Raw genomic sequence first — 12621 nt, 5'->3', positions numbered from 1 at the left:
TTTAATAAGGTTTATTCTTCATAGTATTTATTAAATATCCCAGCATAATTTTGTTTCAAAGAATCAATTTTACTGCGGTTGTTTGAAACAATGTCAATAACGTCGCTATTTAAGTACAACAAAACTTCTTCTGTAAAAAAACTAATAAACGCTTCGTTGTGTCCATTAAAAACTTTTAAACAATATTTTAATACATCATTTCTATCGACATCTCTAATTGTAGCATAAACTACTCCTTCATCACCACATTCGTCAATCTCAATGCTTTCTTTCCAATTATTTATATTTATAAACTTTCCAATTCTGGATTTTGAAGTGAAACGTTTATTATTGATAATATACTCTGATATAAACACAACATTTATATTATCCTTTTCGCTTAATACTTCTTCAACAACCTTTCTTATTAAGGAAGGGGTTAAGTCTTCCATTCCAAATCTAATTCTCTGATTAGGATTTACTTGAAAGTAAGGAGTCTCTTTATTACAATCGAAATCTATATTTAATTTATCTAATTTGACCAACTCAATTAGCCTCCAATTCTTTTTAGTTCAGCATCATAAGTACCAGATCTAGTTTTTTTGCTTCCTAATTTTTTAACCGTGTCTGCCCCTTTCCAAACTCCTCCATTATGTCCATCTTTGTCTACCGTTATATACTTTGGCCCTTTACCTTTTTTGCCTCTTTTAAATACTTTTTGTCCATGGGAAGTATAATTTGTAGCGCTATATCCCAAGTCTTTAGCAGCTTCTTTAGCAAGGGCTGGAGTTGCTCTAATCATAGAACTAACAATTGACTTAGACCACTTTTTTATAGCTTGTTTCAGACCCGATTTTGCGATAAAACCTATAACAACACCAACTGCAGGCCATACGGATGCTTTTAGCTCTGTACTATCATAAGTATACTCTTCTCCAGATTCCTGATCGGTAAAAGTAGCTTTAAAATTCTCTTCATCATAAAGCTCTAATATTTCTACATCAAATGATTTCTCTAAATCATTACCATACTCATCTTGCAGAGTTGCAGTTACTGAAATCTTGCCAGTTTCTTCATTGAATTCTAATAAACTATTCATATGCATATCTTCATTTTCTATAGTTGAATCAACATAGTTTAGTTCTTCTTCCGAGTAGACAACATCTTCAACATCTGTTTCTGAATACCCAGCCTCATTCAAGTCTTTCTCTGCTGATAAAGCATCAATTTCTTGAATTTGCTCAGCCGCGTAAGCCACACCACCATATGAGATAAACATAGTTAAAGTTAACATAATTACAAAAAATTTCTTCATTTATTCTTCTCCCCCTATTTGTATTAAGCCTTCGCCATATGTATCATCTGATCCTAATTCTATTGAATTCTTTTTTAAGTGCTTCAAAATATCCTCATTTTCCATTTCTAATTTTAATAACGATATAGATCCTGTAGCGTATGCAGTCGCCAAAGAAGTACCACTTTGGTGTTCTAGTTCACCATTTATATTTAAAACCGATACATTAACTCCTGGTGCAACATAATCAACTTTTCCTTTCCCTGAATAAGCGAATATCTTCATTTCGTTGTCAATAGCAGATATCGATAAAACTTCAGGGTAATTAGCAGGATATTCTGTTGTTAATCCAAACGTATTCCCAGCTGCGGCAACAATAATAATATCATTATCGTAAGCTTTTTTAATTGCTTCTCTGATTGATTCGTCATCATTTGAAAAACCAAAGCTAATATTAATTAAGTCTACTTCTTGGTCAATTGCCCACTCAATTCCTGCTACTGTATTCTCGATACTACCTGTACCTTCCTCATCCAATACCTGGACATCATAAAGTTCAACATGATTATTTAACCCAATTAATTTGCCCTCATGCGATGTTGAAGCCACAATGCTTGCAATCATAGTTCCATGTCCATCTATCGGTGTGGTCGTAGAAGAGTTATCAAATGTATTAAAACTCTTTACAACATAATCTTGAAGTTGTTCTAAATTTGAGTTAATGCCACTGTCTAATATTGCAACTTTTATTTGATCTGAATCTGTAGACACAGTGTTAAAGTCAGGATTTAACATGCATACAGACCAACTATGTGTACATTCTACAGTTTCTTGCTTTGAAGAAGTACTGCAACCTCCTAGAAGAAGTGGTAACAAAATCAACAAAAATATTAATCTTTTCATTATTAGCCCTCTTTTACCTTGAATAAATAAAAATATCACTTCCTTCTGATGCATTTAGTTCAATTCAAAGATATTTTTGATGCAATATTCGATACCAGCACTTCTCTAGTTTTTATGAATATTTTTAATCTTCATTCCCTATTATTCAGTATTATAATACATCCAAGGGGAAACTAGAGAAATAAATAGATGTTATAGCATTGCAATTAATATGTATTTACGCCCCCTTATTTCCTAAATATTTTTAATAATTACTTGTTTAAGACCTGAAAAACAGCATTAAGAATTGAACTATAGTATCGTAACCTTATAATATCATTGTAATCAGTTTATTGTAAATGCAAAATCATGTTGATATTTCTTTTTTTGTTGGTGATTAGAACAATAAACTCCTAAGTATATAAAATAAAAATATTGTTTATTCGGCATGAGACTAAATAGAGGAGCACATAATGCCATTAATTCAATCTAATTCTGAGAATATGTGTTAGTTAATTAAATAAGGTTTAATGGGGTGTAGAGCCACAATATTACTTTTTTGAATTACAGGTTGTGTTTATGTAATGCCCGCCCCGGCTGCCTGCAAAACACGCCCTGTTAAAAGTGATAAAAATTCTGGTGCAATCCCACAAATAAGTGTACCTGCCGTAAACAGAGACATAGCAGTTAAAAATAAAGTGCGTGTCGTAAATGTACCGATTAAAAAAGCAGTTATCGGAATCATAATACCATTTACGAGCATAAATGCGGATTGCAGCCATTGGACAGTATTCGCATCAAGATCTAAATCGGACATAATATGCGGCAATGCTGTTCCTAATAAGGTCTGATTCAAAATGGCTACAAACGCTCCAGATAATAAAACAACTAGAATCGGCACACGGCTTGTACTTTTCGTTTCCGGCAGTGAACCATTATTCTCATCCATTTACAACCCCTCTTTCGTTAAGCATATATTCTGAAAAAATCTATATTCATCCATCAATCGGTGAATCGTCGATTTTCTTATATATAGTTCTTTCCCATTTTCACCTCATCGTAAATCAGTTTTTAAGAAAATTGCTTAGTCTATAAGACTTTAGTGTTCTTGCAAAGGAGATATCCGCTCCAACATTATTATATTCTTTCTTATTCTTTTAAAAAATTATTTTACGAGTATAAAAACAGACAAAACCGGTGACTGTAAAATCACCGGCGTAAAATTATTTCTGTAAAGTATCACACCAACTGACAAAGTTGTGAACAACAGAATCAAGAAAATCAATTGTTTGTTCATCAGTCAGATTCCCTTGCTCATCTACCTTGTTCTGAACGGAACCAATTAATACTTCGTTTCCCGGCAGGGTTAATACCCCAACTCCGCGAGAGTTTAAAATTTGACGAAGCTGTAATTGAGCTTTCACTGTACCAAGAGCTCCCATAGAAGCTCCAACAATCATTCCGGGTTTGTTTACCAGTACTAAATCAACACGTGAGAACCAGTCAATTGCATTTTTTAACATTCCCGAAATAGAACCATTATATTCAGGTGTAGCAAATAAAACTGCATCACTTTCTTTAATACGCTCCCTTAATTCTTTTACAATCTCAGGCGGATTTAATTCTTCATCCTGATTATAAAAAGGCAGCTTTTCTATCGGTAAAATATTAATTTCAATTTTATCCTGATAACGATCCTTCATATATTTAACAAGTTGTTTGTTATAAGATTCTGCGCGATTACTTCCAATCATTGCTGTAACTTTCATCTGTATACCTCCAATATGTCTGCTGTAATTATGTTATGTTTATCACAAATACTTATCGATTGATTTTAAACACAATTAATATTATTACCATAATGATTTATCTACCTCAAGAAATCTGCTCAGGAATTTCCAGCATATATGCAGGATAAATAATAAATCTTTACCAAAAGGCACAAACAACTTTAAGCAAATCGCGCTTCTTCATCAGCAATTACTAAGAGTATTTCATTAAAAGCTTCCATATTTCAATAAGAAAAACTAAGGAAATGACTTGGTCTTTAAAATACTGGTATTCTTGCCAAAAAGATTTCCTCTCCAGCATTTTTATATATTCTTGTATAAAAAAGACTCCTATCAAGAAATCCTTCAAGAGAGGATGCTTCTATCCCCTTGGAATGCTTTCTCAATAAGAGTTATTTTATCACATTATTAATAATAGAAGAATAGTGTATCCTCCTACTAAGTGAAATTACATTGTTTAAAAGAACCAATTACGTTTCCGGTTAGAACAGCAAGGACGCTTTCTTTCACATGAACAGTCTCTGGAACCTCTGTTATTTTCTTTCCGACAATGGTTAGAGTGGTTTCCACAATTGTTTCCATTCCCGCCATTGTTAGAACCATCTACTCTGCGACAATTGCTTGAATTGTTTACATCACTGCCACAATCGTAATTCTCAACAACCGTTTCGTTCACATTGGATTCTCTAACTGGATAATAGTTTTCATTTCGAATAATAGTGCGGTGCACATTTTTAATTTCAGTTGGATGAATGTTTTTTACAGTCTTTACACTTTTGCTGTGACGTACCTCATGTCTTGTTGGATGAACACGGACTTCCTCATCCCTGTTAGAATTACGGCAACGGCTGCATTGACAGTTATTTTGGCTCATTTGAACTCCCTCCTTTCCAATGCATAATACATCTTATGAAAAGAAGTGGATTTGTCCTACACAAATAACTATTAAAACAATAAATGTACGTTTTTTCTATATTATTGTACCGTTCCGCTTCATCGTTATAAATTCCATATCTTTATATTGAAATTGGTGCTCTTTGATAAAATTATTCTTTTCATATAAGCGGATTGCCCTTTTATTAAAAGAAGCGACAGTAAGCCTGATTGGCTTTCCATTGTACTCCAGCTCAATAAAGTGAAGGATCCGTTTTAGAAACTGATCTCCATGTCCTTTTCCCGTCAAAACAGGATTCATTCCCAAGCCCAAATCCACACAGTCTTCTATATATACAGCGTTTCTTTCTCCGGCTGGGATTTTTGCTGAACGGCCGGTACAAAAGAAACCAATTAATTTATATGATGAGTCTACTATTGCATAATAGCTGCCGCCAAGCAGTTCAACAATGGCGCTAGTTGTTAATACATTGTTATAAAAATCATATGGCTTTTCGTACTTCCAGCAAAGTGCCTCAACTGCATATTTTTGTGTCATTCGAGCAATATGTATATCCATTAAGCATCCCCACTTTCCCTTTAGCCTACCTTTATTATTCCATAATTTTCTGAAGAGGGGAATATAGAATTTCATCAGCTATATTATTTTCTTTTCAATTCAAAAAAACAAGCAGAAGGATTTCTTCTGCTTGTTTCACGTCATCATCTATAAAATAACTTCTTTTAATGGCATACAACATCATTTCTGTCTGTTAAGCAGTCTTTTGTGGTGTTTTTATAAATAAAGATATTATAAAAACAAGTCCCACAAACACGATAAGCAAGTTAAAACCGTTTTGTATACCAAAAGATTGCGACACAGTTCCAACTACCCAGCCGATAAGTGCTCCTCCAAGGCCGGAAGCTACATAAATCAAACCTTGCAACGAACCGATTTTATCTGTGATTTTCGCTCCAATTCCTTGTGCCGTCGGGAAGAGAACTGATAAAGCAAGTCCAAATATCATTGCTATATAAGCAAACTCGGTGATAAATAAACGTGTAATAATAATCGCAATTAACGCCATCAATGAAAAAGTAACCAAGGTACGTTTTTCTCCAAATTTGTAACTGATATACCCTCCTGCAAAACGTCCTAAAGTAAACAGGATGGAAAAGCTGGCGATAACATAAGCAGCAATTTCCGCTTTTTGCACAACGTCCATTCCGCCAATATCCAGAGAAGTATAGAAAATCGGGAAGAAATTAAGAAATCCTGCTTCCGCTGCTACATAGAAAAGAATGAATAAAATAACAAGCATAACCTGTCTATCTGCAAAGAGACTCATAAAGCTTTTTAGGTTTATCTCTTCTCCCTGCTCCACCTTTTCGTTTTCCAATGATAATAGGACAAGAATAATCAATGCCACTAAAACTGCAACCCCAGCATAGAAGAAGCGCCAGCTGATATTATTTGCAAACATCGCATTAAGAATAAGTGGTGTAAAAATCATCCCCATTCCAAACAAAGCATTCGCCAGATTAAAAATGGCCCCCGCTTTACTCTGGAAAAAGGTAGGTATAATCGTAGCAACAGAAACGGTCATAGCACCAATTCCGACACCCACCACCAGATAAAAGCCTAAGAAAAATGCAACAGAGAAAGCAAAGCTTGTACCCGCAAGTCCTATAATCATACTAATTGTACCTGCTAACATCATAAATTTGATGCCTTTTTTATCTACAACAAACCCTGCTATTAAACTGGCTAACAAAAAGCCGATTTGAAAGATAGATACCATTGTTCCTACCTGACCAATATCCAGATTGATATCTGACTGAACCTTTTCTAATACAATCCCTTTCGTATTTTGAATTCCTCCAAGAATAAACATTGTTGTAAATATGAGAATAAATGCTTTCACGCGTTGTCTGCTGTTACTCATTAGCTGTTATCTCCTCTCCGGTATTGGCCAATGGCATGAAATAATTCTCGGTCTGCCCAGCCATAACAATAATAAATCAATTCATCTGCTTCACTTTCATCTGCTGCTTTCACTGCCTCGACCAGCTTTTCGGATTCAATATTCCACATTTGAATACCGCTGAATATTTGCGTGTCGGGCTGTGATTTTTTGCGTGCCAGCTTATTTTGCTCAGCAACAAAGCGAATTGGAAATCCCTCTTTTTTAAACTGGCTGTAAGATAAGTCGTCATATAAACCAAATAGTCTGTTAAATGCTTTAAAAGCATTTTCTGATTCATTTGAGTCATCAGCAAAATAGTCTATCATTCCTTGTACATCTGCACCGCCTCCTAATTTGTGATATGGAAAATGCTTGAGGCTCGAGGAATATCTTGTTAATTGGGAATAATCCTGCCCTAAGATCCAGCTGTATGCCGGCGGCCACAAATCAAGCAAAAATGCAAAACGATTATCTACCTGCTTCAAGCGCTGCGTAAGATTTGCAATAAATGTTGTAACACTATTTTGTCTAAAACGATGCCAATCCTTTAAGCTTTGATCTTGAGTTAATATATCTACAACCTGATTAAATTGTTTATCTTTCAATAAAGCTCTTATTTCAGCTAATTTTTCTTTTATATCATCTATATTCAGATTTCTAGCAGACATTTTCTTTTCACAATGAGGGCAAAAGCAAGTTAAAAGTCCCCGCGGATCAACCTTCTCCCCTGCCCAATCAGGATAACGAATGCGGTCAATCATATAGGTGGTATAACCATAACGCTGATAAGTATCTGTAAATACTTTTTCCCAAAAATCAATAACATCTGGTGCATTAGGACACAACCATTTTTCTACTGCTATTCCTTGATCATCAACCACCAAATTATCTTGAATTGCTGTTCCTGTAAAATCACCATTTAAAATATTTGCCCATGGAATAATTTGAATATCCGTATCTGTCATTTCATTTTTCAAAATCATTAATGGATCTGCATCAGATGTCAACCCAGTATTTCGCTTTTGATCAATCGCCTCTCCCTTATAGGAAGGCAAAATGACATGCATTTCTCCTTTTCCCTGCACAAATTTATGCTTCGGATTATGTGGAAGAACTCCAATAGGATAAGGATTCCTTTCAAAAATGGTATTCATTTGCGGAAAAATATAATTGATGTCTGTCATTTCTCCTATTAAATCCTTTATTTGCGTCACACCTTCGTCTAAAACATCATGTGGATGAATATGAATTCCTGCCATGTTTTTCTGCCTCCTTATTAATATAGCTGTGCATCCTTGATGAAATTAATAGATGGAAATACAGTGCTCAATCCTAAAACAGCTGCACCATATAGTGGAGCCTGTTCCTTTAAGCTCGAGAGTTCTACTTGGACCTTTGTATTAGAGAAGGTCTGATTTGCGATTTTTTGATTTACATCCTCCAGGAAAAGCCCTGCAGATTTCGTAACACCTCCCATAAGTAAAACCTTTTCCGGGTTAATCACAGCATTAATATTTAAAATTCCTATTGCTAAATAGTCACTAAATTTATCAACAATATATTTTGCTGTGAGATCGCCCTGTGAAGCTAGCTTAAAAATAGCTTCAGGAGTGACCTTCTCTCCCTTTAACTTATGGTAGCTCTCTTCAATGCCGGAACCTGCACATAATATCTCAAAATAACCTTTATCCGTAGGGGCATACAGATGTTCACGATTAAAGAGCATATAGCCAACTTCTCCAGCTGCATTATTCGCCCCGCGTATGATTTTCCCATCCATAAATAATGCTGAACCAGCTCCTGTTCCAAGGCCTATTAATACGGCACTGGATGAAGTTTGTGCTTCTTCCTTATACAGCTCACCGATTAAAGCTGCCCGAATATCATTTTCTATAACAATCTCGATTCCTGTTCTTTTATACAGCATTTCTTTTAAAGGAAGGTTAGACCATTCAGGTAAATTCGGCGAACCTTCAAGGACGACGCCAGCTTTGTAATCAACAATCCCTGGAGTTGCTATGCTGATAACTTTCATTTTTTCCTTAGGAACTTGTTTTTCTGCTATAAACGCTTCAATATCTTCTGTAAGTGAATCGATAAATGCTTCACTGCTGTCTGTTTTATAGGTTGGCGTCTGATACTGTCCTAATATTTCTGCCTCCAGGTTAAACAGGCAGATATTAATTTTTGTTCCTCCAAGATCAACCGCAACTCCATAAAACGAATCTTTTGCAAAGCTGAGTTTGGTTCCTCTCCGACTAGTATCATCATCTTCTTTTTCATCAGTAACCAGCTGTTCATCTATCAGCTCAGAGACTATTTCTGAAACCGTCGCCTTCGTTATCCCGGACTCCTTTGAAATTTGAGCCCTTGTAAGCGGTCCCTCCTCGCGAATCGTATTCAATACAATTTCTTTATTCATTTTTCTGATCGTACTTGGCATATTTACAGACATAATCCTTCTCCTTGTTTATATTATAAACTTAAATTGTAAATAAAATTACTTTTTAAATTTGTAAGGGCTTTTATATTAGTTTAAAAATAAAAAACCAATCATTAAGTTTATTTTATGAACTTAATGATTGGTTGTCAATCTTTTTTTTATTTATTTTTTGATTAAAAGAAAATGTGTTCAGGTTTTACAGAGTTTTTACCGCCATGATCGAATTATCCTGAATAATTCCTGGTTCTGAAAAACCAAATGAAGCGTATAATGTTTTAGCTTTGATATTATCTGTATGGTAAAAGAGTGCTATATACTCTGCTTCTCCATAAGGCATTGCTTCAATATCCACCAACATTTTTTCAAAGGCAAGCTTGCCGTACCGTTTCCCCTGATAATGCTTGTCAATCATAATATGGTGAATAAAATAACTCTTCTTTCTGTAAAATGCTTCATTTTCAAATGATTCATGATCCAATGTATCATAAGAATACATCAAAAACCCTACCACAACATCATCAGCATAAATGGCGAATGGAATAGTTGGTTCCCCCTCTGCATTCAACACATAAGCATCTGCAATGTATCGTAGGTTAGTAGCCATGATAAAATCCTTTTGGGTTTCCCCCACTTCAAGCGCTATTACTTCGTCTATGTTATCCTCGGTTATTTTTCGTAATTCCATCATTTGTTTCTCCTCTTCACTTTATGACGCCCTTCCTGTATTGTAACGGTTCACATCTAATTCCATCTTGCAGGTATACAAGGTATGTCCGCTAATATTTTCTGTGAATTCAGAAATAATTTGAAATCCTTTTGTCTGGTAAAATGACATCCCTTTTTTATTATCTTTTTCCACATTCAAATGGATGAATGCTGGTGATAATTCATCAATCGCATATTCCAGCAGCTTTGTCCCCATTCCCTTTCCCTGCGTATCCGGGTACAAATAAATCGCATACAATATACTGACGCCCTCTTCTGACACAGGGCTGAAATTGGCAAATCCCTCAATTCGTTTATCAGATTCCACCACGTAAAGATGAGAATACTCGATTCGCTGCTGCATTGTTTTATTACTGTAGGATGAGTTTAAAAATTCATCCTGGATATCTCTTGGTATAATCCCCTCATATGTATCGTGCCAGCTTGTGTAAACAACATCTTGAATTGCAGTAAAGTCCTCTTTCTTCGCCGATCTCACTTTATAATCCAATCCCATCTCCCCTTTCAATACAATTTAAAAATATCCCAAGGTTCCCTATTTATTTTTTCTTCTTGGCATTCTCCTGCTCTACCATACCTCTTAAAATTGCTTTACCTGTCTCGGAACTGTCAATACCTCGTTTAACTCCTGCAGCTACAACAAAAAATAAAATAATAAACGGAAGAATAAATGCGATAAAGCTTAATAAGAAATCCAAAATACCATCTCCTTTTTCTTTTTATACTTATATTATAAAACTCATTTCCACTTAGTGATAGTTTTGTTATTATGCTCTACTTGTCTCTATCGCTACAGAAGAAGGAATTTTCCGTTCAAAAAAATCTGTAAAACAAGGTAATGGTAATAATGTTACAATATTCACTATGATTGGGTATTTCAGTGACAAAATAAGGAAGGGATTTTAAAATATTACGGCTTATTTTTAATGTTAACGGGCTGCTGATTATTGCTGCAATTATTTTATACATTGTTTACTCTTATTTTTATATGTAAGCAGGGCCAGTCCATTTATAAAAGAAATACAAACCAAGCATTTTAGCTGACTTGATTTGTATTTCTTTTTATATAAAGTGAAATTTCAATCAGGAGGTGTTCTCTTTTCCTCACTGATTGTTAGTACCAAAAGGCATGCACCTTAAGGTATGAACAAAAAGCGACCTTCCTTAAGATCCCTGGGCCAGTCAGGCTATTACTGGCTGTTTGATCTCCCACTTAGAAGTCTTGATTTTTCTCCATCCTTGGAGCGGGCGTCATAAAGTCCGTTACACTGCGATAAACAGATGAAACATTCTCTCTACTGCACCTGATAAACCACTTCCAATCTTGCTTCTACCGATTGATTTCCCGGCTCAATTGGTGTAGATACCATTTTAAATACCTGTGCCGGTCCGACACCAGGTGATGAGGTCTGTTCGTTTATCTTTAATGGAACTGGGCTTAAATTTGCACCCAACTGTTCTGCTAAGCTTTCCGCCTTCTTTTTTGCATCTGAAAGTGCAAAGCTTAATGCTTCCATATAAAAGTTTTCCGGATTGTCTACGGAAAATTCAATCGAAACAACCTCATTCACTCCATTCTCAGTAACACGATCAATAATCTCTCCTATCCGGTCCATATCTTCTGTAACAACCGTTATTTCATTCCGTACCTCATACCCCTGCAATGTCTGATTACCATCTTGATAACTATAAACAGGTCTTGCGGAAAAGCTGGTTGTCTGGATTCGCTCTCTTGGAATACCGATTTGCTGCAAAACCTCCAGAACCTGGTTCATTCGTCTTGCATTTTCTTCCTGCGCTTCCTGCAAAGAAATATTGGTTGTTGAAACAGCTAATTGAATACGAGCAATACTTGGTGAAACAATAACGGTACCGACACCAGTCACTGTAATCGTACCTTGCTGCTGATTATTCTGGCGCTCCGGCATTCTATGCCCATAATTAGGCGGTCCATAAGTATAATACATTGCAAACGTCCCTCCCCTCATACCATCCTATGTTGTATAAGGGTCGTACCATTCAAGAATTCTCCGGCTAATCCCAATAATTCGGATCCTGCATTTGCAGCTCCTGCACAATATCATCTAAATCCTGAGGAGTAATCGTAAAAATGGGGTACTCTTTAGATGTCCGCTTGGTAGCATCATAAAAAAATTTGACGCTGCCGGGATATTCATCATCGACAAGAAGCAAGGCGGCATCACTTTTATCAATCAGCCACAGATCCTTCGCCCGAAATTGATAAGCTCCCTGATACTCCCCTTTATAGAGAGGCTTAAAAAAATCGGCAGTCATCATTAACTCTTCGTATTTTTCCTTGATAGGATCAGGCCAACGCTGATCCTGGTTTTCAAATGGAGGGAAAACACCTATTTGCACATCATACTCCTCTTTTAAATCCATAATTACATCCGCTGTCCATTGCTCAATACCCATTTGTCCAGAAATAATAACCCATTCTAATCCTTCTTCTATAAATGTACGCAGTCTTTTTTCCAAAGCCGCCTTAATAAAAACAATCCTTGGATCATTTTCTTTGAAGATACCCAATTCTGTTGGTTTATAGCCTGTTACATGTAATATTTTCACTTTACTATCCTTTCCTGATAAAACATTATAGCTCTTATATGGTTTTAATTCTTTATTCATTTATTAGTATTATATGCT

Annotated in this window: 14 protein-coding genes and 1 pseudogene; all 15 read right to left on the bottom strand. The window is 35.5% G+C overall.

The annotated features are described in order from the left end of the window. Nucleotides 1-11: 11 nt before the first annotated feature. The 15 genes and pseudogenes from MKY30_RS16095 to MKY30_RS16025 all read right to left on the bottom strand — a co-directional run bounded on the left by MKY30_RS16095 (nt 12) and on the right by MKY30_RS16025 (nt 12543). Nucleotides 12-524 carry a hypothetical protein gene (locus MKY30_RS16095; RefSeq protein ID WP_341084748.1) on the bottom strand — a complete coding sequence of 171 codons (513 nt, stop codon included), beginning with the start codon at nt 522-524 and terminating at the stop codon, nt 12-14. A gap of 5 nt (nt 525-529) precedes the next feature. Beyond that, nucleotides 530-1294, bottom strand: a complete 765-nt coding sequence (locus MKY30_RS16090) for an SAR2788 family putative toxin (protein WP_341084747.1) — start codon at nt 1292-1294, stop codon at nt 530-532. Then, complete coding sequence (locus tag MKY30_RS16085; protein WP_341084746.1) at nt 1295-2176, bottom strand: S8 family peptidase; 882 nt, start codon at nt 2174-2176, stop codon at nt 1295-1297. It lies immediately after the preceding gene. A gap of 562 nt (nt 2177-2738) precedes the next feature. Next, nucleotides 2739-3104, bottom strand: a pseudogene (locus tag MKY30_RS16080) (MFS transporter); the annotation flags it as partial. Nucleotides 3105-3378: 274 nt separating this feature from the next. Beyond that, complete coding sequence (locus MKY30_RS16075; RefSeq protein ID WP_147208301.1) at nt 3379-3924, bottom strand: NADPH-dependent FMN reductase; 546 nt, start codon at nt 3922-3924, stop codon at nt 3379-3381. A gap of 478 nt (nt 3925-4402) precedes the next feature. Then, nucleotides 4403-4819: a spore coat protein gene (locus MKY30_RS16070; RefSeq protein ID WP_341084742.1), complete on the bottom strand. Its 417-nt coding sequence runs from the start codon at nt 4817-4819 to the stop codon at nt 4403-4405. Between the two features lie 96 nt (nt 4820-4915). Next, complete coding sequence (locus tag MKY30_RS16065) at nt 4916-5398, bottom strand: GNAT family N-acetyltransferase (protein ID WP_147208305.1); 483 nt, start codon at nt 5396-5398, stop codon at nt 4916-4918. A gap of 193 nt (nt 5399-5591) precedes the next feature. Then, nucleotides 5592-6764, bottom strand: coding sequence for an MFS transporter (locus MKY30_RS16060; RefSeq protein WP_341084739.1), 1173 nt, complete (start codon nt 6762-6764; stop codon nt 5592-5594). Continuing rightward, nucleotides 6764-8044: a hypothetical protein gene (locus MKY30_RS16055; protein ID WP_341084737.1), complete on the bottom strand. Its 1281-nt coding sequence runs from the start codon at nt 8042-8044 to the stop codon at nt 6764-6766. Before MKY30_RS16055 ends, MKY30_RS16060 begins: the two co-directional genes overlap by 1 nt. A 17-nt stretch (nt 8045-8061) precedes the next feature. Then, nucleotides 8062-9240, bottom strand: a complete 1179-nt coding sequence (locus MKY30_RS16050) for an ROK family transcriptional regulator (RefSeq protein WP_341084736.1) — start codon at nt 9238-9240, stop codon at nt 8062-8064. Between the two features lie 184 nt (nt 9241-9424). After that, a complete protein-coding gene (locus MKY30_RS16045; protein WP_147208312.1) occupies nt 9425-9916 on the bottom strand; it encodes a GNAT family N-acetyltransferase in 492 nt (163 codons plus the stop codon). Between the two features lie 18 nt (nt 9917-9934). Further along, entirely contained in the window at nt 9935-10444 is a 510-nt protein-coding gene (locus MKY30_RS16040; RefSeq protein WP_339285857.1) for a GNAT family N-acetyltransferase, read from the bottom strand. Nucleotides 10445-10493: 49 nt separating this feature from the next. Further along, a complete protein-coding gene (locus MKY30_RS16035) occupies nt 10494-10652 on the bottom strand; it encodes a hypothetical protein (RefSeq protein ID WP_186813522.1) in 159 nt (52 codons plus the stop codon). Nucleotides 10653-11249: 597 nt separating this feature from the next. After that, on the bottom strand, nt 11250-11921 hold the full coding sequence (locus tag MKY30_RS16030) for an SIMPL domain-containing protein (RefSeq protein ID WP_186813523.1): 672 nt from the start codon (nt 11919-11921) through the stop codon (nt 11250-11252). Between the two features lie 67 nt (nt 11922-11988). Next, complete coding sequence (locus MKY30_RS16025; RefSeq protein ID WP_156985485.1) at nt 11989-12543, bottom strand: SLOG family protein; 555 nt, start codon at nt 12541-12543, stop codon at nt 11989-11991. Nucleotides 12544-12621: the final 78 nt, after the last annotated feature.

The organism is Oceanobacillus sp. FSL W8-0428 (assembly GCF_038004405.1).
Lineage (GTDB): Bacteria > Bacillota > Bacilli > Bacillales > Amphibacillaceae > Oceanobacillus > Oceanobacillus sojae.
Note: the sequence above shows the minus strand (reverse complement) of the source record. Positions and strands in the feature narration are given on the sequence as shown.

Excerpts from the sequence above, each read along its gene's own strand:
- MKY30_RS16090 (WP_341084747.1), bottom strand. The coding sequence starts at position 1,294 with ATGAAGAAATTTTTTGTAATTATGTTAACTTTAACTATGTTTATCTCA.
- MKY30_RS16085 (WP_341084746.1), bottom strand. The coding sequence starts at position 2,176 with ATGAAAAGATTAATATTTTTGTTGATTTTGTTACCACTTCTTCTAGGA.
- MKY30_RS16075 (WP_147208301.1), bottom strand. The coding sequence starts at position 3,924 with ATGAAAGTTACAGCAATGATTGGAAGTAATCGCGCAGAATCTTATAAC.
- MKY30_RS16070 (WP_341084742.1), bottom strand. The coding sequence starts at position 4,819 with ATGAGCCAAAATAACTGTCAATGCAGCCGTTGCCGTAATTCTAACAGG.
- MKY30_RS16065 (WP_147208305.1), bottom strand. The coding sequence starts at position 5,398 with ATGGATATACATATTGCTCGAATGACACAAAAATATGCAGTTGAGGCA.
- MKY30_RS16060 (WP_341084739.1), bottom strand. The coding sequence starts at position 6,764 with ATGAGTAACAGCAGACAACGCGTGAAAGCATTTATTCTCATATTTACA.
- MKY30_RS16055 (WP_341084737.1), bottom strand. The coding sequence starts at position 8,044 with ATGGCAGGAATTCATATTCATCCACATGATGTTTTAGACGAAGGTGTG.
- MKY30_RS16050 (WP_341084736.1), bottom strand. The coding sequence starts at position 9,240 with ATGTCTGTAAATATGCCAAGTACGATCAGAAAAATGAATAAAGAAATT.
- MKY30_RS16045 (WP_147208312.1), bottom strand. The coding sequence starts at position 9,916 with ATGATGGAATTACGAAAAATAACCGAGGATAACATAGACGAAGTAATA.
- MKY30_RS16030 (WP_186813523.1), bottom strand. The coding sequence starts at position 11,921 with ATGTATTATACTTATGGACCGCCTAATTATGGGCATAGAATGCCGGAG.